A 23,409-nucleotide genomic window follows, 5' to 3' on the forward strand; every position below is an offset into this window, starting at 1 on the left:
ATGAATGGCTTTAGCATAAAAGAAGCACTCAGCAAAAAACACTGTTTATCATAGTATTAGCATTGTTGAAGGATAAAATGCGACGCGGTTCTTTTTTATTTCTACCCTCGATGATTGTCTCAGATTTTGGCTTCGAGGCATCACACAATGATGCTTATGTGCCAGAACACATTGTGTATTCGGGATGTCCCGTATGTTCATCGCGATGTTAACTCACCACATGAAAGCCTTTATACATAGAATAATGAACAGTCTCGTTCTTCTTGCTTGGGTACTTCACGCCTGGCTCATGCGCCAGTTTGGAGCGGCGGAAATCGGTCGCTGTGAAGCAGATTGTTATGTAAGTCGAAATAGGCTCAGCTATAAGATAAACAAATATAACTTCAATAATATTTTCGTTTCCGTGTATTGAAGGCAGGCATAGCGCCTTCAAGCACTTCAACTATTTTTTGGTTTATTGCCCTATTTTCTATACTTCCCGATAACGTTGAGAAAGTGTAAGAGTTCTCTTTGTTTAAATTGACGTATATAACTTGCTCTGCGTCAGAGACAACGGCAAGGTTGGGATTGTGAGTAACCATAATGATTTGACGCTTTTTCTTTGCTGCTCTAATAAATGGAACTAACACAGTCGCCACACTATGATTGTCAAGGTTATCCTCTGGCTGATCGATAATAAGCGGAATATCATTCTTATCTAAAAGGAGATAGAACACTAGCAGAAGAGCACCCCTTTCACCAGGGGATAGTTGCTCCAGCTCTTTATCACCTTGTTTCAGTTGATAGTTGTAACCGAGAAAGCTCAATGAAAATAAGTAGTTATAAAGGCCTTGCAAGTCTTTAACTTGCTGCGCTATTTCGCGGGGTACGTTATTTTGCCCCGATCTTTTGTCATATTTAAACGCTTCTATCAATTTATCTAAAAAATTTATAACACTATCTTTGTCATCAAAGTCAATTTCACTGGCTAATGCAACTATCTCTTTCTCACCTCCGTCTTTGGAATGGAATGACCCCATCCTGTTCTGAAGAATATATCCTAGAAATTTAGAAACAAAATCCGACGACTTCACTAGCGAAGCATCAACTTCTATTTTATAGTTTTTTAATGTATCTGAGTTCTTGGCTATAATCTCATTTAGCTTGCTTCTAGCACTCTTGTAGACACCTATAACTTCATACCTTTTATCAAATATTTCTCTAGCTATAGCTCTACGTTTTTCGTATTCCTGCTCTATCTTTCTCGGTAGTTCTTCGTTCAAATAAACAAGTTCGGCTTCAAAGTAGAGAATTGTATTTGGTGCTTCTCTACTGCCAAGCAAAGTTTTTTTGTCTTTTTCCCAGCCCTCTTTAGCTGTTATATATTCTTGATATGCTTGCTGCTCCGAATCCAGTCTGCCTTTTTCAAGCTTCAACAAATTTTTATTATCTTCAAGAATATCGTTAAGTGACTTATTATCAGGCTCACTTCTTTCGGAATCATTTTTTTCGATTTCTCCCAAAAGTAACTTGCTGGATTCAAGTGACTTTTCCTCTAATTTCAAAATATGGTTTAATCGTGATAGATCTATTTCTACTGATATCAGTTTTTCTATATCAACATCAAAACCAAACAACTTTCCACCAATTTCATCCTTGAATTCTGCGAAATCGTTATTCTTCTGTTTTATAGATGAAATTACATCACTAATTTTTTGAATATTATTTATCGAGACTTTTTTATCACTCTCGGACTTTTTGATCGAACCCTCAATTCTTTCAATTTCTGCCCGAATATCAGAGATTCTTTTGTTAATTGACTCATGCTTCTGTTTTTTAACCGGGTCTTCGTTCGGGTTGGAGATTGGCACAGGTTCTTCTAGAGCTTGAAGCTCTTCTCTCTTCTTCTTAAGCTTATTTGCGACTTCGGCCTTATAATGGTCTGTTGCCTTTCGTTCCAAATCAATTATTTCTGAATTTATATCTTTAATGTCCGAAATTAATGCATCAATATCCTCAGTCACTGCTACAGTTTTTTTCTCTATCAACTCCTTAAATGACAACGCCCCAAGGTTTTCTGTTTCGGGTATGTGGGAGAAAACAACGCTTTCTATCTCTTCTTGAAATTCGGACGCAGAACTAATTTCATTAGTAAGTCTTTCAAAACGACCCTGCGGCAAATATTTAACCTCGAGCACATCGGTATCCGCGGGCGATTCATCTAGGTTTTTCGTGTTTTCATTACCGCTTTCCCAAGTTACCTTCGCTTCGAATTTTTTCGCTAACCGTCCATTTTTAGCCCTAAATTTATTAGGTGTTAAGAAAGAAAAATCCTTGTTGTCATGGTAATTGGAGCAAAGAGAAAGGATGTCAGCAATCGCGCTCTTACCACTACCTTTATTGCCAATGACGGCCACTAGCTCACTGCTAAATGGTATACAAACATCTTTGAACCAAACATTATTATCTGAATAGCCCTCAACTTGGGTAATGGTTAATTTTTTTATATACTTCGTCTTATTCTTTGAAACTCTTTCAAATAACGGTGGAGCATCGCCAATAAAAACCCTTTCTAAAGGTTCATTTATTGCCTGCTTCAAGCCATCAAAAGTCGGGTCAGCCTTGAGCCAGGTAAAGCATTTTCCTATACGATCTTTGTCATCCGAGGAAGATAGGTAATGCGCATCACTACAATCAAGAAGCAAATCATTCACTCCTTGTTCAGTTAACTGATTTTTTGCCTTGATAAAAGTTTCTATAGATTCTGCAGAAGTAAAAACAATATCTGCCTTATTAATAATGGACTTTTTAGTAGCTATCGATGCATCAGTCCATTTTAGTTCCGCCCACTCGGTTTTTCCAATTGCAATGAGATACTTTCCTAAAAAACAATCTTTTTTAAGGGCGTCAAATATTTTATCTTCTTTTACATTAAGGTTATTAAAGCCTTCCATTAAATCCGATCCATATCTATGAAGCTGATTTTCTGGTACGGATTTTTTAATCTTAGCCCCTAATTCTTTTAAACTTTCCGGTGTGATCGCTCTAGACCAAGTATTATCTGACTCAAATGTGTAGCTCTGCTCCAGAGTGTTAAGAAATTGGCTCTGTATAGTTTCGACAGAAACTTCATCTGAAAAAATTACATGCAAATTTATTCTCTTTAAATCTTGAAATTGTACCCCAGCAAATTTTTCGATTCTAAACTCGATTACCGGCAATAATTTTAAGTTACTGAGCCTTCCTTTTAGCTGCTGCTCATTGGTTAGCTTTTTATACCCATCAATAAATAAATAATCGTTTATTCCGATTACTGAAAACTCTTCCGGTAAACTTTCGAGATCTTGTATATAACTTTCCCAGGTCTCTTCGTTATCTTTCCCATATTTCTGGTAAACAGAAAAAGGAGTATGGACATGCAAGTCCCACTTCCTCCACACGGCGCCTTTCGGATAATTATTATTTATCATTAGAGTCCTTATCCATTTCCAAAGTTGTATAAAGCGTTTCGGCACGCATATTTACATAACAGTTTATTGTACAGAACTACTCTATGAGAATATTTCTGTATAACTTACTGACACTTGATGAAATTTCTGTCCTAATGGCATAAAAACACAAACAAAATACCAGTAAAAAATGTCACTACGTCAGAAATCACAACACTGTCTAACTCACTCACAAATGATTGACTAACGTTCCCACCCACCATAAACATCTCAGATAAGCGCCATTGGTTTGCAAATAAGCACTTAAACACAGTAAATAGCATTGGATAGGTTACAGAAAATCGCCAGAAAAAATTGACACAAACATGACATTTTTTGATGTAGATAGGCTTTGTACAAAATTGCAGCGTTTTTATTATCAGGAAATTGGCCTTCTAAGAATGTTTCACTAAATTCAAACAAACCACTCAACCAAGAAAATCATTCAAGGATGAATGATTAGGCTTTTCCGGGCAGGACGCCCGTAAAAGCTGGTTCTGGAAAGCGCACACCCAAGCCCAACAAAAAAGATGTTCTGGTTCGTCTTTCATCTTTGAAAGATGAACTGGCGCACTGGGCACCGATGCTTCTGAAATCACTGACGCTGATTGTGCGTCAAATCTGGGAGCCTGAGGCTGGGAAGATAAAATTGTGACTCTGCGGTTTGGTGCGCAATCCCATTACGCGATTTCATTAGCATCTCCGACTGCGCCCCAGGTACTTTTTCAAGGCCGAAAAAGTACCCCAAAAGGCCTTTGGGTTGAGTTTAGCGCACATAATCAGGGTCGGATTGATTCGCATCCTGCTCAAGCAATTCTGAAAAATCGTCCATGATTTTTCACCCTGAGAGCATCGTTCAATTGAGCTTTGTTGATTCAATGTTTCACTAAATTCAAACAAACCACCCAACCAAGAAAACCATTCATGGATGAATGGTTAAGCTTTTCCGGGCAGGACGCCCGTAAAAGCTGGTTCTGGAAAGCGCACTCCCAAGCTCAACAAAAAAGATTTTCTGGTTCGTCTTTCATCTTTGAAAGATGAACTGGCGCACTGAGTAACGATGTCTCTGAAATCGAAAAACGAATTGTGCGTCAAATTTCGGTGCCGGAGGCGGGGGAATAGGAAAAGTGCTCATGCGCGGTTTGACACGTTCAGACTCAAGCAAACGCCAGTCGCAAAACAATGACAGGGGACGGCAAGCGTCCCCTGATTGAAGAAAGGTGTTGATTAGGCGTAGCGTCGGATTACCAGTAGCCCGAATAAAGAGACCAAAAGCACGCCGTTGACTGCGCCGCCCATTTTCAGCTCCAGCACCGCAGGATCATGGTCTGATGCGCGGTATTGGTCACGGTATTTAGGCAGGTCGCCCTTATATTTGTTGCTGTAGTCAAACAGAGAAGACTCAGCCGCATTGATATGCCAGTCGGTGGCATCAATGACATGCATTTTCAGACTCGGGCTAATCAGAATGTGGTCTAAAGAACCCACCTCATCGTTGTATGAGTAACTCCAGTTGTCAGGATGAATCATACTGACCGCACTGATGTAACCATAACCCTGCGTGATGTCAGCACCTTGATCGCCAAACTGCGGTTTGCCGTTGATGAAGGTATTTCTGGCGGCATGAATAGTTTTGCCGTATTTCGCCGGAGTGTAATCGGTCAGAACCAGGAGTGGATCTTCCTTACCGTACGCGTTGAGGTCGCCGAGAATCACTTGATGGCCCGGGATCTTTTTCAGTGCTTCGCCAAGAGCCACGGCTGCGGCAACGCGGAAGTTCTCACATGAGCCTTGGAAATCGCGGTCTTGCTGGCCTTGTCCGCCACTCTCAACCGGTGCGGCATCTTCCCAGCAGGTTGAACCTTTGGATTTAAAGTGGTTTACCGCGATGGTCAGTGCTTGCTCACCACCTTGATTACTGCGGACGGTAAAGGTTGGTGCGAGAGAATCGCGCTGATAGTTTTTACCGTCTTCAATGAGATTGCCATCTTTGTCATACACCGCCGGAGCCTGCTGTGAAGGCATGTGGATAATCCGTGGGGTGGTCAGCGTGACCCGTTGGCTGCGATAGATGAGGCCGGTGGTAATTGCATCGGTGCCGATGGAATCCCGTGAATCGATGGTGCCGTCCTGATTGGTATCCATCGCCACATACTGATAGCGGTTTTCCGGTTTGCGAATCTGTTGATTGAGCTGTTCGACCAACTGATGAATCGCGCCACCCTCTCCGAAACCGTTATTTTCAATTTCCATCAGGCCGACGATATCCGCATCGAGCTGCAAGATAGCGCGCACGATTTTTGCCTGCTGGATTTCAAATTCAGCGGCAGTTTTGGCCCCGCGGTTGCTGCCATGCGTATTGGCATCGCCGCCAAACGGCGAATTGAAATAATTCAGTACATTAAACGTCGCAATCCGTAAATCACCGCCTTTTTTCACTTGTGGCGCAGCATTCCGGGGGGAATTGTGCACGAAATTATCCTGAGACAGGGTATTGGTCATGACCAGACGATATTCACCATAGGTGTAGGTGAGAATGCCCTGAGCACCACGGAGGGTATCATTGATACGGATATAATCTTCAGTCGAACCGTCCTGATCGATGTCGCTGCGGCCAAATTGCGGGTAGTAAGGAATTTTGCCATCTGCGGCTGTCTGGTCGGATTCGATAAACAGACGACGCTGCGCATTTTCCAGACTTTGCTGTTTGGCTTGTTCTGAACCGGCAGCGAAATTTTGGTTTGGCTGAACGTTAACACGCCCCTGTGCGACGACCATGTTGTTGCGTCGGGCATCGTAATCGTAACTGAAAGTCCGCGTGACACGCATGTTCAGATCGGCAGGGAGATTGACCAGCATACCTTCATAACGCTCCAGCGTTTGGGCAAAGTTATCATCACTCTCCGATGGGACGATATCCGTTGCCTGTGGCGGTTGCTGCTCGCCCAGTTTGACCCATTGACGGTTATCCGCAGAGAGCTCGGTTAAATCATAATATTCTTTGACTTTACCTTTGGCACAAACCACATCGCCGGGTTTGAGATCGGAGGCTGACTGGCCGGTGTAAATAAATAACCCTTCAGAAGTATTGCTGTTGTAGTCATCTTCCAGCGCTTGCAGGTAGAAGCCTTTGGTGATGCCGGTGGTGACACCACTGACCACACCTTTCACCGTATATTGCTGATCCGTGGTGTTACCGGAGCCACTGAGCAGCGGCGAGCGACTGCCTTCTCCCTGAACTTCTTGAATTGAGATAAAGGATTCACCTTCGCAAGTAAAGGTCGGCACCGGGCTGTCGATGTCAACGCTGCCGAGTCCGTCGATATTGTCTTTTGCAGCCGTGGTCCACTGTGAGGCCACATAGGTTGGCGACGGGGTGAATGCATTGGACTGACGCACTAAGGTGACGTCTTTGGCAAAATAGCTGCCGCCCATGGTGCCAATCACATCATGTACAGCGCCGTTGTGCAGTAAAGCTACCGGGTCATTACCATTAAAATTCAGGACGCTTCCGTTGGTCTCCTGACTGAGTGCCAGAATATCCTGACTGGCTTGGGTGTTGGCAATGACGAGTACACCGTGGGCTGGAATGGTCCGCCCGTCGAGTGGGAGTTTATTGCCCCATTCGCCATTGCCATTGATGGATTTTGCTAGTGTATAACCGTCCAGCGTGCTGGATTGATCACTGGTATTGGCGATTTCGATGGCCTTGTTGAATCCCGAGCCTTCGACATACTGGGACAGCAAAATATCGGCATGGGCCGATAACGAGAGGATGCTTCCGATGGCAATCGAAAGATATGATAGCGAGCTTTTGACTTTCATTTCTGATCCACTTGACGTTGTTTTCCATAATGAGGTGAATTTCGTTCGTTACAAAGCAAATAATAAGCATTGATAATTCACTAGCAAAATAACGAGCGACTCCTTTTATTCCTCGGTGTAGTTTTGCTTTTTAATATGAAACTAAAAATACATTTCAGTGAATTTGAGAAGTGAATCGCATAAATAGCGTCAATAAATTGATATGTGTCACATTATCATATGCAACAACATTTTAATGAAGAGGCTTTTACCACCGCGTGACGGTGGCTGAAGAAGTGCTGTGAGTGGCTCACAGCACGGGGATATGGGTCTAGAAGCCGCGCATCTGAATCCGGCGGAGAAACTCGGTCATAATCCGGTCGTAAAGAAGGTCACCTAAGAAAGCGTCTTCCACATGGTGGTCGATACTCGGATTATCATTGACTTCAATGACATAGACCTGACCATCAACCTCTTTTAAATCCACACCATATAAGCCATTGCCGATTAAATTGGCGGCTTTCAGCGCGGTGTCGATGACATTTTTAGGCACTTGTTTGAGATCCAGTGTTTCAAAGCTGCCGGACGTGGTTCTGCCATTATTGTGGTGGTGATAAATCTGCCAGTGGCCGCGACTCATCATGTATTTGCACGAGAAAATTGCTTGGCGGTTGAGAATCCCGATCCGCCAGTCAAAATCTGTCGGCATAAATGCCTGAGCCAGAATCAGTGCACTCTTCTCAAATAACAAGGCAGCTTCTTGCTTTAGTGAATCCACATCACTGACTTTGATGACGCCGCGTGAGAAGGCCCCGTCAGGAATTTTGAGTACCATCGGAAATGACAGCTCAGCAAGCAGTTTTTCTTGCCAGTCCGGATCAAAGCTTTGCACAATCACGCTCTTCGGTGCGGGAATATGATTACGTTGCAGTAACTCGGTCAGAAAGACTTTATTGGTACATTTCATAATGGATTCAGAATCATCCATGACCACCAGTCCCATTTTTTCAGCTGTTTTGGCAAAGCGATAGGTTTCGTTACTGATATTGGTTGTGGCGCGAATGAATAACCCGTCAAACTCGCCTAAACGAGACAGATGCTCTGCCGTAATCGTTTCCAGATTCATACCGAGTCGCTGGGCGGCTTTCTGGAATCGTTTAAGGGCGGCTTTATCCGATGGCGGCATTTTTTCTTCCGGATCGACTAACATCGCAAGATCGTAGCGAGACGCTTTATTTTGTTTCGGGCTTTTCCAGACTTTCTGGGAGAATTTTTCCAGTGATTCAATAAAGAAGTCCTGTTCTGGGTCAGTCAGTTCCTGAAACGGGAATGGTCGAATCGATTTGATGTGCCACTGCTGATTATGTCTGGATAGCACCAGATGGATCACCGGAATCATAAACTGCTCAAACAGATGACGTGCCAGTTTCTCCAACCCTTTTTGCGGGGTGCGGCCAAAGTAAATTTTGCACTGTAGTTCATGCTCTGACGGATAGAGTTTATTCAGTTTGAGCAGATTGGAAGAGTGCAGAAATGGTTGATGGATGTCGTTAATCGCCATCACCCGGGGAATGACCCGGTGTCCTCTTGCTTCAGCCATGAGTGAGCAATAGTAACCGCTACTCATATAGTCATAGCTGCGACATAAGTTCACAACCTGAATCGATTTGTGGGTGGGTTTCCAGTCGGCGTTCAGATAGTTCTGAACACTGATGACTTGATCGGAAGGGAAATATTGGTGCCAGTCATCGGTATGATCGGTCACAATGAAAAGATTTGCCATGTTTTATGATTCCGGTTGCATGATCGTTTATCTCTTATCAAGCGTCATCCTTGATCAGGATAAGTCGCTTGTAGAGATGAACGTATCGACATAATATTGCATCGCAATCTTCTAACCTTTTGAGGCATCGTATGGACATTCGTCATGCGAACCACACTGATCTTTCTGCGCTAAATGCACTAGAGCAACAGCTTTTCACCGGAGACAAAATCTCACCACGTCAAATGCGGCGGTTTTTGAAATCGGCACACGCGGCCATGTTTGTTGCCGAATCCGACAGCCAACTGGCAGGCTATGCTTTACTTCTGTTTCACCAAGGTACACAGCTATCAAGGTTGTATTCGATTGCCGTAAACCCTGACTTCAGAGGACGAGGCATTGCTCAACAACTGATGGAGCAATGTGAGCGTGCAGCTCTTGATCAAGGTGCTTGTACATTACGGCTAGAAGTCCGTGATGACAATAGGGCAGCGTTAAAATTATATGAAAAAATGGGCTATAAACGGCTCAAAATACTGATGCATTATTATGATGACCAGTGTGACGGGATTCGGATGCAAAAACGGCTTGATCCGCATGAGCCTCGTTTAGAGATTCCGGTTCCGCTTTATGTCCAGACGACTCCGTTTACCTGCGGTGCCGCCTGTTTGTTGATGAGTTTTGCACGCTTTGAACCGGATACCGAGCTGAGCCGTACCCATGAGCTACAGCTATGGCGTGAGGCAACAACAATCTATATGACATCAGGGCATGGCGGCTGTAGCGGACATGGGCTGGCGCTGGCTGCGGCGCGGCGCGGATTTGAGGTGGAACTGTGGAGCCGTTCTTCAACGGTGCCTTTCATCGACGGGGTGCGGGATCCGAATAAAAAGTCGGTGATTGAATTAGTTCATCAGGACTTTTGTCAGCAACTGACTGCCCATTCAAATGTCACCGTCACAGATTTGCCACCGACACAGGCTGAGTTTGAACACTGGCTGGAGCAGGGGGCGAGTGTGTTACTGATGATCAGCACATATCGATTTACCGGTAACAAAGAGCCACACTGGATTTTACTCAGCGGGATGAGCGAACACTTTTTCTTTATTCACGATCCGCATGTGGATGATCAGGCTGATGTGGTCGCGGCGGCTTATATTCCGGTCGGTAAGGCGGTGCTGACTCAGATCATTGGCTATGGTAAGCAGAAGCAGACATCGTGTGTGGTGATACGCAAAAAGAAAGCGCTCGAGAGAGCTGATTAAACGATTGAATCGATAGGAACGCCTAACACGAGCATCCGTAACGTGTTAGGTCAGACAATGGGTTTTGTACCGATGTGCCGTGTATAGATGCTGAACAGTAATATACTCAGGCACATTTTTTATAGTCATTGTTTACGCATTGTTGCATTCCGGCTTCCTGAGCCTGACGAACCAGTTCTTCTCTTTCTGTCGTCACGGTTTCTGTTTCCTCGGGTGAGCGAAACGTTTCGATATCAAGTTCTGAAGGAACAAAGACATAATGTTTATTGAACATTTTTCGATCTCTCTATGGTGCTGATTGGGTGTTACAGATAAAAAAAGATGCTGCTTGATTTTAAGCAGCATCTTTATAAAGGTCAAATTTTAATCACAAATCTATTAGTAAACGAACGATTTGCTGTCTGACTTGCGATGTTTAGACGTCGTAAGTGGTTGATGCCGTATCACCACCGGTGCCTGTCCAGTTGGTGTGGAAGAATTCACCCCGTGGACGGTCAACACGCTCATAAGTATGCGCACCGAAGTAGTCACGCTGTGCCTGAAGCAGGTTCGCCGGTAAACGAGCGGTGGTATAACCGTCAAGGAATGTCAGTGCCGATGTGGTACAAGGCATTGGAATACCGACTTCCAGAGACTTGGCCGCGACTTTACGCCATGCTGCCAGACAGTTATCCAGAATGCCTTTGAAGTAAGCATCAGCGCCTAAGAACGCGAGTTCTGGGTTGGCATCATAAGCATCACGGATATTACCGAGGAATGCAGAACGGATGATACAACCGCCGCGCCACATCAGTGCCACGTTACCGTAGTTCAGTTCCCAGCCGTTTTCATCAGATGCTTCGCGCATCAGCATAAAGCCTTGTGCGTAAGAGATGATTTTTGAAGCCAGCAGCGCCTGACGCAGCGCATCAAGCCATTCTTTCTTATCGCCACTGACTTTCTCGATGGTTTTACCAAATTGAGCTTCAGCCGCAACACGCTGATCTTTGAGCGCTGACAGACAACGCGCAAAGACGGATTCACTGATCAATGTCAGAGGGATACCAAGATCTAAGGCATTGATACCTGTCCATTTACCGGTCCCTTTCTGGCCGGCAGTATCAAGAATCTTCTCAACCAGCGGGCTGCCGTCTTCATCTTTATAGCCCAGAATATCGGCGGTGATCTCGATTAAGTAACTATTCAGCTCCGTTTCATTCCAGTCACTGAACGTTTGTTGCATCTCTTCATGACTCAGGCCCAGACCGTCTTTCATGAATTGGTATGCTTCAGTGATGAGCTGCATGTCACCGTATTCGATACCGTTGTGCACCATTTTAACGAAGTGGCCGGCACCGTTGTTACCAACCCAGTCACAGCAAGGTTCACCGGCATCTGTTTTGGCTGAAATTGCCTGGAAGATCGGTTTGACGGCTGGCCATGCCTGAGGTGAACCACCCGGCATGATGGAAGGGCCAAAACGAGCGCCTTCTTCACCACCGGAAACACCGGTACCGATGAAGTGAATACCTTTTTCTTTCAGGTCGGCAACGCGGCGGTTGGTATCCGGATAGTTGGTATTCCCGCCATCGATGATAATGTCACCTTCGTCAAGCAGTGGCACTAATTGGTCAATGAATGCATCAACAACAGAACCGGCGCGGACCATCAGCATTACTTTGCGTGGTTGCTCTAATTTTTCAACCAACTCTTCCAAAGAATAAGCACCGATAATGTTGGTACCTTTAGCCGGGCCGGCTAAGAATTCATCGACTTTGGATGTGGTCCGGTTATGTGCAACGACGGTAAAACCGTGGTCGTTCATATTCAGAATCAGGTTTTGTCCCATGACCGCGAGACCAATAACACCTATATCGCCTTTCATTGAATTTTTCTCCTCACGCAATCTTTGCTGCTGCATCTTTATCTAAATACCACTCAGTCTCTCCCTGAGATGACTGAACTTTAGCCGCAGGATAAGGTAATGCATCTGCAGCAGTGGTGTGAATTTCATGAACAATGTCTGCCTTACCGGCGCCCAGAACCAAGTAACTGATACGTTTGGCTGCTTCAAGGACGCGCGCGCTTTTCGACACGCGTAACTGGCCTGACTCAGGATGAGAGGCCACGATAGCGAGTGCAGGCGCTTGATAATTGGTGGCACCGGGGAACAGTGATGCGGTATGACCGTCAGCACCGACGCCCAACAGAATCCAGTCAAACACCGGGATGCCATCTTGAGTCGGGATGGTCGCCAGCATCTCTTGTGCGAAACGGTCAGCTTCTGATTTCGGGTCATTTTCCCCTAAAATCCGGTGAATGTTCTCCGCCGGGATTTGAATCTGGCTGAACAATAACGCATTGGCTTCGCCGTAGTTACTTTCTGCATCATCCGGTGCGACACAGCGCTCATCACCCCACCAGAAGTGGAGGTTTTGCCACTGAATTGATGTGGCATAAGGCGCAGAGGCCAGCAGCTTGAATAACATTTTTGGCGTGCTGCCACCCGACAGCGAGATATGAACCGGACGGCCCTGTTCACTATACGTTTTTAAGTCGTCAGCAAGTGAATGCACGACATCATCGGCAGTTTGAAAAATTTTGTGCTTGATCATAATTCGCAATAATCCGTATTGGTTAAGTTTTTACAGGGGAATCGCCATTCTCTGCCATCTCTTTGCAGCAGTTCATCCGATTCTTTAGGGCCCCATGTCCCACAGGCATATCCATATAAAGAGGTTGGGTCTTGTTTGTAGTCCAGAATTGGCTGAACAAATTTCCAACAAGCTTCAACCGCATCTGTGCGGGCAAATAGTGTGGCGTCGCCATTTAAGGCATCGAGCAAGAGACGCTCATACGCAGTAAGCATTTTGGTTTCTTCCAGCGAGGTATAGTGGAAGTCCATTGATGCTTCTTTAGCGCGGAAACCGGCGCCCGGCTCTTTGAGGCCGAAGCACATCAAAATGCCTTCGTCGGGCTGGATTCGGATTACGAGTTTGTTTTCTGGCGCGTTTTGCGCAAATACCGGGTGCGGGGTGCGTTTGAAATGAATCACGACTTCGGTCACGCGGGTCGGTAGTCTCTTCCCGCTACGGACATAAAACGGCACGCCGTTCCAGCGCCAGTTGTTGATAAACATTTTCAGCGCGACGTAGGTTTCGGTGCGTGAATCTTCTGCGACGCCGTGTTCATTGCGATAGCCCGGCAGGAATTTCCCACGGACTTCAGATTCCGTGTATTGTCCGAGGACTAAGTTTTGCTCGAGATCCTGATCGCTGAGTGGCTGTAAACTTTGCAATGCTTTGTTGACTTCATTACGGATTGAGTCAGCATTGATTGCGGCTGGTGGCTCCATGGTGACCATCGCCAGCACTTGCAGTAAGTGGTTCTGGAACATGTCCCGCACGGCACCGGAGTTGTCGTAGTATCCGCCACGCTCTTCTACCCCAAGGAATTCAGCGCCGGTGATTTCGACATAGTCGATGAAGTTGCGGTTCCAGAGCGGTTCAAACATCCCGTTTGCAAAGCGGAAAACCAGCAGGTTTTGCACGGTCTCTTTGCCCAGATAATGGTCGATACGGTAGATTTGATGTTCTTTGAAGTGACGGTGAATTTCGATATCCAGTTCTTGCGCTGACTTGAGATCATAACCGAAGGGTTTTTCGATAATCAGACGTTTCCAGCCTTGCGCTTCATCGTTCAGCCCGTGGGCGGCCAGACAACCGGGGATCACGCCATACAAGCTTGGCGGAGTCGCCAGATAGAACAAGGTGTTGCGTTGCTCGAATTTGTATTGATCGGCCAGTGTATCCAGTCGCTCAGACAAAGTTTTGTAGTCTTCGACGTTGGCGGTATCAATGGCTTGATAGTGAAGATGCTGACAAAAGGCTTCCAGCGTTTCTGGCTCGGTCTTTTCCAGCTCTTGCAGAGTTTTCTTCAATCTTTCCCGGTAGGAATCATCACTATATTCAGTCCGACTTACACCTAAAATTGCAAATGATTTTGGTAACTGATTGTTTGCATATAGATGATATAAGGCAGGAATAAGTTTGCGGTAAGTGAGATCGCCGGAAGCACCGAAAATCACGATGCTGCTGTTTTCAGGTATTACCATCATCTTTCCCTTAAAAACGAGGTATTTCGCGTGTGCCAACGGTAACAGCACAATACCAAAATAAAAAATTGGCCCTTTCTATCGCAATAATAGGTGCTCTCAATATCCATGACACCATTATCCAAGGGCAAAAACTGGCCTCTATTCTCTCTGACAATTTGATTTACATCAACCAAAAGTGTCGATTTGATCAAGTTATTTCATGTCAGAGCACTTGGCTGATTGCGCTTGCTGATCGGGACATCATCACTGATGTGTCATCGTCCTCAGGTATTGTTTCACGCGTTTGATGTGGGCATCTGAGTCAATCTGCGTCATGGATTGTTCTTCCATAAATGTATCGGCATAACGCTGATACAGTTGGTTTTCCAGAAATAATAAATAGAGTCGGGGATCCAAGTGGCCGTTGACGGCCATGTCCGTCATCCGCTCGATGACATCTGACAACCGGATGACTTGTGGATTGGGGGACCCACTGAAGGTCAGGGATTCGAAGACGTCAGCCACTGCGATAATTCTGGCTTGAATCGACAGCTCTTCACCGGTTAAGCCTCTGGGGAATCCATGACCATCCATCCGTTCATGATGACACGCTGCAATTTTCGGAATATTTTTCAGGTGCTCGGGATAGGGTAAGCGTTCCAGTAGCATCAGGGTCTGCACGGTATGCGAGTTGAGGATGAACTGTTCTTCTTCGGTTAATGCGCCGTGGCGGACGGATAAATTATGCAGTTCTCCCCGGTTATAGAGCAGTTTTCCCGGCTTGAGCGAGAACCGATCCTGCCATGTTTCTTGTGGTGTTTCTTGCGAATAGTTGCCGGATTCCCAAGTGACACAGTGACTCGGCTTATCATCAAGTAATTTTTCCATCACGGGCAGAGACCGTGATTGGCCAGCGCGTTGTTTTTCCACCAGACTGATACCCGCCTGATCATCCAATGTCCGCTTCCAGCTGCGTTGTGCAATTTGATGTAATCGCTCGATTTTTTCATTGGTCATCGGTTCATCACCGAGATTACATTGCGCAACGAAGTGGAACTCTTCATCCAATGTTTGGTGAGTCGCCTCAAGCGCTGCGAGCAGCGTTGTCTGATCTTTGCCTTCCGCCAATCCTTTCCAGTAATCGGTTTCAGCCTGAAGTTTGAGCAGCTCAAAACGCATCCGAATTTCATGAATCCGGTTATAAATGGTTTCAAGTTTGGTGGCTTTGTTGAAGATATATTCTGGGGTGGTGATTTTGCCGCAGTCATGCAGCCACGATGCAACGTGTAACTCTTCCCATTGTGCAGTATCCATTTTGAAATAAGGATAGTAATGGGTATCGGTGACGGTTGCTTCAGCTAACCATTCCACCAGTTTCGGTACCCGTTGAGAGTGGCCGCGTGTCTGGGGGGATTTGGTATCCACTGCGGACGCGATCAGCTCAATAAAAGCGTAGAACACCTCTTTTTGCTGTTGCAGCGTGTCGATATTATCTTTTGCGATTTGAGCAAAGCTCATCAGCTCGCGCAGGAAGGCGTGTTTGTCTGATTGTGCCTGAGTAATCGGGCGTTCATAACCCAGATTGAGAATCCCGATCAGTTGCTGACGCCGGTTTAACAGCGGGAACAGATAAACATCCGTGTTAAACAGCTGATCGCGATACTTTTTGATGGCGTTGTCTTGTTTACTGAGGTGGACTACTTCATCTTTTTGTAATTGTGATTTGAGCCATGGTGTTTCATTGAGTAAGTCATTGATATCAATCTTAAATGGAATGATGGCATGATTGGTCAGGGTGATAAATGATTCGGTTTCATTCGAGAATAAATACAGGACAATCGTTTCTGCCCGGGTGATCTGATAGCTCTGCTGGGTCAGCGTCTTTGCCAGTGTATTGAAATCATAATTACTGGCGGTATTGTGGAGTAATTTGAGTAAATCATGCAGGGTGTGCTCCATTAACTGCAACGATTGAGATAAGTTGGCCACCTCTTTGATGATCGATTTGGGATAACGCGTTTTCTTAAATTCAAACCGAGTAATGTTGTCGGAAAGCTGTACGAGATTTTTTAACGGTCGGGCGAGTCTCGATGCAATGATGCCGACTGCTAAAAAACAGACGATGAGCAGAATAATCACGACTTTTAATTGCTGATCCCGCATTGATAATAAATTAGATAACAGCGCATCGTGCGGGGCCGCTTCTGCTAACATTAAAGTGACGTATGGGTTTAATGTCACCGGCGTCAACGTTAGAGACCAATCTTTGTCGCCGTCATTGACGGTTTCATAAATGACCTGACTACTCATGCGATGGAGAATCGGCGTAAATAATGACTTTTCCAGCTTGGTGCGATTCTCTGCCGGCGTATTGTTGACTGAGACACCGGCCTCATGCTGTGCTAACACGTTATACTTCTGATCGAACAGGATGAGTTTGGTATTCTCAGTGAAGCCGATGGCGTCGATCTGTTTCGATAACGAATCCAGGGTGAAATCGGCACCGACAACTTTTTGTCCGTCAGGCGATCGGCGGGACAGAGTGACACCGTGGGTTTTCAGAAAATAAAAGAAGTAGGGCTCTGTCAGTCGGATTTTTCCATCATGCTGCGCGGAGAGAAACCAAGGGCGTTCTCGCGGGTCAAACTGGTTATCAAAGGTCTGGCGATGACTAATCTGCTGGAACTGTTCATCAAGGAAGAAGATGTCATTCTGCCCGTTGATCTGCGTTTGTTGAGCATACAATGCCGCATTCTTTGGCGCTCCGAAACGTCTTAGCTCCTGCTCATCCAAAAGAGGCCGCATGATGGTGAAATCGCCATTGTTGTCGGCAAAGTAGAGCGCCACTAAATTGGGATTTTTTTGAAACACCAATGCCATTGATGCCAGCCAACGCTTGTCATCAATCGGTGAATGCTCCTTTTCGACAAACGTGCTAAAGGCAAGGAAATCGAGTGTGGTGAGGATCGGACCAATACTTTGCTTATATTCGGTCTCGATTTTACGGCTGTTCTCATAGCTAAGCTGTTTGGCGGTTTCAGCCAGTAATGCTTGTGCATGGTTGTAACTGATCAGGATTAATACGCCACCAACGATTGAAGTTAATATCAGGAATAAACTGCCAATATGAAGACTAAGAGAGTAGCGACGTAATTTCATATATTTATCCGTAAATCGAGTCTTTATCGAAAATAAGTATCTGTTAACAGGGGCTGTGGATCTTTCGTGATGTTTGTTGCAGCAATGTGTTGCGGGTCATTGACTTAGGATGGCTAAGCAGTATGTCCGCGCCGCAATCAATACCCGTTCAGATTGAATAAAATTCAGCGACGAAAGGTCAACAGTTCCTAGGATGTAAGTATTGTCGAATGTGGTCAGGTTGCAAAAAAACCGTTGAAATTGGTGATAGCCAGTCACAAAGTGCATTGATATAGTTTTGCGCGGGAGAGAAAAGGGAGGCTTTATGGATATTGTTGTTGATACACATACGCATACTTATGCAAGTGGTCATGCTTATAGTACCTTGCTGGAAAATGTGCGTACTGCGAAAGCGAATGGGTTAAAAATTTTATGTACCACCGATCATGCTGAACGGATGCCGGGCGCGCCTCATCCGTGGTTTTTTGCCAATCAGAGAGTCATTCCAAGATTTTTAGATGAGATCGCTATCATGCGCGGCGTGGAAGCCAATATTTTAAATACGCAAGGTGAGATTGATATACAGCCGCCGGTGCTGGCTCAACTGGACTGGGTGATTGGCAGCTTTCATGAGCCGGTGTTTGCGCCGGTTGATAAAAACACACATACCGAAGCATTACTGAGTGTGATTGAACGGGGTGAAGTGGACGCTTTAGGCCACTTGGGGAATCCCAGATATGATTTCGACTTTGATGCGGTGATCCAGTGTGCCGCGGCGCATCATGTCGCGATAGAGATTAATAACAGTACTTTACTGGGGCATAGCCGGGTGGGCAGTGTGGAACGATGTTACGAGATCGGGCGACTGGCCAAGTTATATGGTGCACCGATTACGACGGGAAGTGATGCACATTTCTGCCATGCCGTCGGTGAGTTGAGCCTCGCCCGGGAACTGATTGAAAAACTACAGATCCCCTCAGAGCAGGTGATTACGCACAGTGCCCGCCAGTTTTTGCAGTTTTTGGCATTGCGTGGGCGTGAGGCGATTGCGGAATTTGATGCAATACAGTAAAAGCAGCGCAATCGGCCCGATAGGGATGAAATAGAAGCAGTGATGAATCGATTGCAGCGTCGCCATCAGATATGCTTTGCCAACAGGCGTGTTTATCTTAAGATAACGAGGCAACATCGGTTCGTCAGCAGTATGATTTAATCAAAACAATAAAGATATGTAAGGAAGCAATGCCATGTTAAAAAAGATAGCCGTATTATTATTAGTGATGTGTTTTTCTCCGGTCTGGGCTAGTGGTGACGTTCATTCATCGATGCGACAGATGAAAAAAGCTTTCCAAGAAGCCGCTGAGTCTTCCAGTGTTGAAGAGATGAAAGTCGCCATCGGTAAATTTGATGAGATTGTCAGTCATCTCAATCAAGGGGAATATCAGGGTGACAGAGGCAAAACCATGAAGGAAGGGTTTGAAGAGCTCTCAGTCGCGATCGATCAAGTTGAATCTGAACTCGACCAAGGTAACTTACAAGGTGCGAAAGAGAAGTTAAAAGCGATTGATTCACTGCGTTCAGAATATCACCGCAAAGTGAGATAATCTGCTCAGACCTACATTCTCAAATCATATTCGTAAGTTTCGTTGCAACAGCCGTTCTGACTTGGCAACGAAACTTATATTTTATATTCAATAGGTCATCCCGCAGATTTGATACCGAAGTCGCGCTAGCCGTATCCGTCTGAACAAATCACCAATCACCAATTAACGCTGGTCATGATTGGGCTCTTGGATTTGATAGAGCGTCTTTTCCTGATTTTCACAGACGTCCTTACAGTTACAGGCCCGTTCCACCCCGATCGAAGACAGCCCGCCACAGCTTCCCTGAATACTACGGCGATGAAAGAGTACACCAATCGCCATACCGAGTATTAAGATCATAAATACAACAAATGTCAGTAGGTAAGTCACGGATGCCTCCTTTGGCGTTTGTCCTAAAGTGAGCGTGGTACGAACAAAGTCTGAGACGAACAATACGCCTTGATTCTTAGTAAAAGTGTAGTTGATAAAAGTGTCGTTGATAAAATAAGGCATCGCAGCAACCGAACCCGACCCGGAATCAGGGCCGGTATGATCGGGTGGTTGATGATGCCCGATGCTCCGACAAGCATCAGTACGTTGCAGAGCATAAACCTAATTTGTAGCATATGCTACAAATTAATGGGCAGTTGCTGTTACAAATTGACTTTGATGGTTTGCCCGCTGTTGCTACTCTCCATCGCCAGCTCTATCAGACGAATCGCGTTAAGCGCGTCTTCAGCCGTGACCGGTGGTGGCGTTCCCTGACGAATCGAGTCGGCTAACTGAACAAAATAGTGTTCATAGCCACCTTGTACCGTCGGTATCAATTCAAGATATTCTTCGGTATAGAGGCTCCCTTCGGCGATGATGACCGTTTCGGCTGGCCGGAGTGCGGTGATACCTGCTTTGAGCCGCTCTTCCTGAGGATCAAGCCCCATTTTGATGTATTTTGCTTGGGTCCCCAAAATCTTATAGCGTAGATTTTCACCGGGACTATATGGATTGGCATGAAGTTGTACCAGAAAATCCGAATAGTCTAATAACACGTTGAAGAAATCCGTCGCCCCGTCAACTTGTCGCATTGAGCGGCACTGTGCGGTGATTGCCTCTGGCATACCGAACAGTTCCAGAGCCTGATCGATAAGGTGAGGGGCGAGATCGTAGAGAATGCCGGAGCCTTCGACATCCGCCGACTCACGCCAGCGCTCTCTGGCTTCAGGACGATAGCGGTCAAAATGAGATTCAAACCATTTCACCTCGCCCAGCTTGCCGTCAGCGATCAGTTTTTTCACCGTGAGAAAATCGTGATCCCAGCGGCGGTTATGGTAGACACTGAGCGTCAGCTGCTGTTCTTGTGCGATACGGATCAGCGTTTCTCCGTCTTGGGCACGAGTGACAAACGGTTTTTCCACCACGACATGTTTACCGTGTTCCAGTGCCATTTTTGCCAGAGAGAAATGTACATCATTGGGGGCGGTGATGATCACCAGCTCAGCATCGGATTGCTCAATCAGTTTTTCTGCACTGTCATAGCAGGTTACCGTCGGAAACTGTGCTGCAATGGCCTCATGTTGTCGGCTGCTGATGGCACAAAACTCAAACTCGGCTAAAGATTCAAGAAACGGGATATGGAACGTTTTCGCTGAATAACCGTAGCCAATTACGGCTGTTTTAATGGGGTGGGACATCATCTTCACCTATTTACTATCGTTAGCATTTAATCTCTGTCGTTGTCCGACATCATGACGGAGTCAGTCATCTTGATCAATCCATGTCTGGTTAAGACCGTTGTGTCATGAGAACGACGCGTCCGAGAATCCGGACTTTATGCGTATCAATGACAGCAGCGCCGTCCGGAAATACGATCCGCATTTGTTGTTCCGGTAAGCGTTGCGCGGTGTGCAGCAATATGCTGCCGTCGATATCCATCAGATAGCGGCCGGAAACGATATCCTGCATATTTTGATCAACCAGATAGATTGCATCGGTGGTCTCGACTTCGATCGTGGAGGCCGCTTTCAGTTGCAGCTCATGCATTCTTTGGGCGGCATAGGGTGACTCTCCGATACTAATTAACGCCCCATGTTTGAGACTGAAGCGCTGAAGAATAACTGTTGCGTGCTGATAAATCTGGCGAGTTTCTGACTGAGATTGGTAAAAGCTGGCCTGATCCTGAATTTGCGGCATAAATTCATGACTTTCCCATAAGGAAGGATGCAAATCTTTGAGTGGATAATCTCTTGGTAAAGCGAGTTGCTTGACGGGAATTCCCAATGAAAGATGCAAGCGGACAATCAATTCATGAGAGGTTCGGCCATGCGCATTCCAGGTACTAAAAGTTGATTTTGGAATATCCAGTAAATTGGATAATTCGATGTAATCTTTGCACTGAGTTTGGTATTTTAAATTGTTAGTAAATGCCGTTCCTTTAAGGTAAGAAAACGTCTTAATATTGTCATTTGACATCCTGAAGCCCTATTTTAGTATGGTTTTAGTATGAGATTGCCCGTGTAAGCTTTATCTGTTTTAAGGAGAGATTTAAGATTCTGACATCAGATTCAAATCGGTTATATCTCCCCGCCGGACAAGTGAAAAAAATAATATCACTACCGGTAGGAGAGCACAGCCAAATGGTCGTGTAGTCCGTCGCAAAAGAGACGATTGATTGGATGTTCGTAGCCCGTTTGCTTCTGTCGTGCTTGTTTTTTTGTCAGAACCGCTGGCTATCAAAGCGGGATAACTTATGGAGTAGATAAAGCATATGCTATTAGAAGATCAGGATTTTTTTGTTGAATCAGTGGAATTTGTTCTGGATGCCGTCGCGCAAGATCAAGTTGGAAATAGTCGCGCTGATATCGGTATTTATTTGATTAGTTTACTCATCGCTGATCAGAAGCTCAGGTCGGGATCCATGCTGAGTGATAAATGAATGATATATTTGTCATTATTGGATATAAAAAAAGGGAGGGACATATAATATATACAAGATAATAAAATATCTTGTTTACAGATGAATATATTCTATTGCATATGTTTTGCTCATGAATATATCAGATGATATGAGGTAATCCATATTTATCGATTGCCTCATTTTTAATGGGGAATATATTTTGTGATTGAAATTCAATGACAATGTATTATGATTTTACGTCCTTATACATTATATCTTTATTGCGCTGATTGACCTTTCTTCTTATGTGTCATTAGCAAGTATTCATCACGAAACAGGAGATGATCATGAAAACAGTTGGCTACGCAGCATACAATCAGGGTGCGACTTTGAAACCGTATGCCTTTGAACGCCGGGAACTGAGAGAGAATGATGTTGCCATCGAGATTCTCTACTGCGGTGTTTGCCATTCGGATCTGCATTCGGTTCGTAATGATTGGGGTGGCTCAACGTATCCGCTGGTTCCGGGACACGAAATCATTGGACGAGTGACGGCCGTCGGGTCAGATGTATCGCGTTATAAAGTTGGTGATACGGTTGGTGTCGGCTGTATGGTTGATTCCTGCCAGCACTGTGATCAGTGTGAAGCCGGTGAAGAGCAGTTCTGTCGTGAAGGGATGACGCCAACCTATTGTGGTCAGGACCGTCATACTCACGAACCGACACAGGGTGGCTATTCACGTCATGTGGTTGTCCGGGAAGAATTTGTACTGTCCATTCCACAATCGTTGGATCTGTCCCGTGTTGCTCCCCTGTTATGTGCCGGTATCACGACTTACTCACCTCTGAAAGCCTGGGATGTCAAAGCCGGGACAAGAGTTGCAGTGTTGGGTTTAGGGGGTTTGGGTCATATGGCGGTGAAACTTGCCGTTGCTATGGGCGCGGTGGTGACCGTCGTTGGTCGTACGGATGCGAAGCTTGAAGATGCGAAAGCCTTAGGTGCACAGCATTATTTGATCTCTTCAGATGAAGCAGCGATGGCGCAAGCGCAGTCCAGCTTTGATCTGATCATTGATACGATTCCGGTCAAGCATGATGTCACCGGTTATATCCCGTTGATGGATGTAAATGGCACACTGGTCATCGTCGGTCAGGTGGGTCTGTTGGACGAACCATCCACGGTTCCGATGATTTTTGGTCGTCGTCGCATCGCTGGTTCGTTGATTGGCGGGATTCCGGAAACACAAGAAATGCTGGATTTCTGTGGTGAACATAATGTTTTGCCTGAGTGTGAAATGATTCGCATGGATGAAATCAATGCAGCATATGAGCGCATGGAACGCTCCGACGTCCGCTACCGTTTCGTCATTGATATGGCAACGATGCCTGAGAGCGCATAACTCAACGATGATTTGTTGTCAGTGA

Annotated in this window: 15 protein-coding genes; 4 read left to right on the forward strand and 11 right to left on the reverse strand. The window is 45.6% G+C overall.

Annotated elements, in window-relative coordinates; translation table 11 throughout:
- Positions 1-383: 383 nt before the first annotated feature.
- The 3 genes from OCV37_RS16270 to OCV37_RS16280 form a co-directional block, all read right to left on the reverse strand.
- The gene (locus OCV37_RS16270; RefSeq protein WP_038184251.1) at positions 384-3,449 is read right to left on the reverse strand and encodes a TrlF family AAA-like ATPase; all 3,066 of its coding nucleotides are present in this window, start codon (positions 3,447-3,449) and stop codon (positions 384-386) included.
- A gap of 1,245 nt (positions 3,450-4,694) precedes the next feature.
- Positions 4,695-7,292, reverse strand: coding sequence for an ExeM/NucH family extracellular endonuclease (locus tag OCV37_RS16275; protein WP_038184244.1), 2,598 nt, complete (start codon positions 7,290-7,292; stop codon positions 4,695-4,697).
- Positions 7,293-7,602: 310 nt separating this feature from the next.
- Positions 7,603-9,054 (reverse strand): RimK family protein, encoded by a 1,452-nt coding sequence (locus OCV37_RS16280; protein ID WP_038184241.1) that lies wholly within the window; start codon positions 9,052-9,054, stop codon positions 7,603-7,605.
- Positions 9,055-9,185: 131 nt separating this feature from the next.
- On the opposite strand from OCV37_RS16280, the gene rimI reads away from it, so the two are divergent.
- Positions 9,186-10,298, forward strand: coding sequence for a ribosomal protein S18-alanine N-acetyltransferase (gene rimI / locus OCV37_RS16285; protein ID WP_038184238.1), 1,113 nt, complete (start codon positions 9,186-9,188; stop codon positions 10,296-10,298).
- Between the two features lie 106 nt (positions 10,299-10,404).
- Here the strand turns inward: rimI and OCV37_RS16290 are convergent, their stop codons facing one another.
- The 5 genes from OCV37_RS16290 to OCV37_RS16310 all read right to left on the reverse strand — a co-directional run bounded on the left by OCV37_RS16290 (position 10,405) and on the right by OCV37_RS16310 (position 17,532).
- Positions 10,405-10,572 (reverse strand): hypothetical protein, encoded by a 168-nt coding sequence (locus OCV37_RS16290; protein ID WP_162841939.1) that lies wholly within the window; start codon positions 10,570-10,572, stop codon positions 10,405-10,407.
- Between the two features lie 141 nt (positions 10,573-10,713).
- Positions 10,714-12,162, reverse strand: a complete 1,449-nt coding sequence (gene gnd / locus OCV37_RS16295; protein WP_038184657.1) for a decarboxylating NADP(+)-dependent phosphogluconate dehydrogenase — start codon at positions 12,160-12,162, stop codon at positions 10,714-10,716.
- A gap of 13 nt (positions 12,163-12,175) precedes the next feature.
- Positions 12,176-12,892 (reverse strand): 6-phosphogluconolactonase, encoded by a 717-nt coding sequence (pgl, locus tag OCV37_RS16300; protein ID WP_038184235.1) that lies wholly within the window; start codon positions 12,890-12,892, stop codon positions 12,176-12,178.
- Positions 12,889-14,391, reverse strand: a complete 1,503-nt coding sequence (zwf, locus tag OCV37_RS16305; RefSeq protein ID WP_038184232.1) for a glucose-6-phosphate dehydrogenase — start codon at positions 14,389-14,391, stop codon at positions 12,889-12,891. Before zwf ends, pgl begins: the two co-directional genes overlap by 4 nt.
- Before the next feature lie 246 nt (positions 14,392-14,637).
- Complete coding sequence (locus OCV37_RS16310; RefSeq protein WP_038184229.1) at positions 14,638-17,532, reverse strand: HD domain-containing phosphohydrolase; 2,895 nt, start codon at positions 17,530-17,532, stop codon at positions 14,638-14,640.
- Between the two features lie 304 nt (positions 17,533-17,836).
- Between OCV37_RS16310 and OCV37_RS16315 the strand changes: the two genes are divergently transcribed.
- Together OCV37_RS16315 and OCV37_RS16320 are read left to right on the forward strand one after the other, a co-directional pair.
- Positions 17,837-18,583: a phosphatase gene (locus tag OCV37_RS16315; protein WP_038184226.1), complete on the forward strand. Its 747-nt coding sequence runs from the start codon at positions 17,837-17,839 to the stop codon at positions 18,581-18,583.
- A 175-nt stretch (positions 18,584-18,758) separates the two neighbouring features.
- Positions 18,759-19,115 (forward strand): cytochrome b562, encoded by a 357-nt coding sequence (locus tag OCV37_RS16320; RefSeq protein ID WP_038184223.1) that lies wholly within the window; start codon positions 18,759-18,761, stop codon positions 19,113-19,115.
- Between the two features lie 162 nt (positions 19,116-19,277).
- Here the strand turns inward: OCV37_RS16320 and nqrM are convergent, their stop codons facing one another.
- The 3 genes from nqrM to OCV37_RS16335 form a co-directional block, all read right to left on the reverse strand.
- Positions 19,278-19,607 (reverse strand): (Na+)-NQR maturation NqrM, encoded by a 330-nt coding sequence (gene nqrM / locus OCV37_RS19835; protein ID WP_390902299.1) that lies wholly within the window; start codon positions 19,605-19,607, stop codon positions 19,278-19,280.
- Between the two features lie 140 nt (positions 19,608-19,747).
- Entirely contained in the window at positions 19,748-20,785 is a 1,038-nt protein-coding gene (locus OCV37_RS16330) for an oxidoreductase (protein WP_038184217.1), read from the reverse strand.
- 88 nt (positions 20,786-20,873) lie between these two features.
- Positions 20,874-21,560, reverse strand: a complete 687-nt coding sequence (locus OCV37_RS16335; protein ID WP_038184213.1) for a helix-turn-helix domain-containing protein — start codon at positions 21,558-21,560, stop codon at positions 20,874-20,876.
- A gap of 771 nt (positions 21,561-22,331) precedes the next feature.
- Between OCV37_RS16335 and OCV37_RS16340 the strand changes: the two genes are divergently transcribed.
- Positions 22,332-23,384 (forward strand): NAD(P)-dependent alcohol dehydrogenase, encoded by a 1,053-nt coding sequence (locus OCV37_RS16340; protein ID WP_038184210.1) that lies wholly within the window; start codon positions 22,332-22,334, stop codon positions 23,382-23,384.
- Positions 23,385-23,409 lie beyond the last annotated feature (25 nt).

The organism is Vibrio rhizosphaerae, from assembly GCF_024347095.1.
Taxonomy (GTDB): domain Bacteria; phylum Pseudomonadota; class Gammaproteobacteria; order Enterobacterales; family Vibrionaceae; genus Vibrio; species Vibrio rhizosphaerae.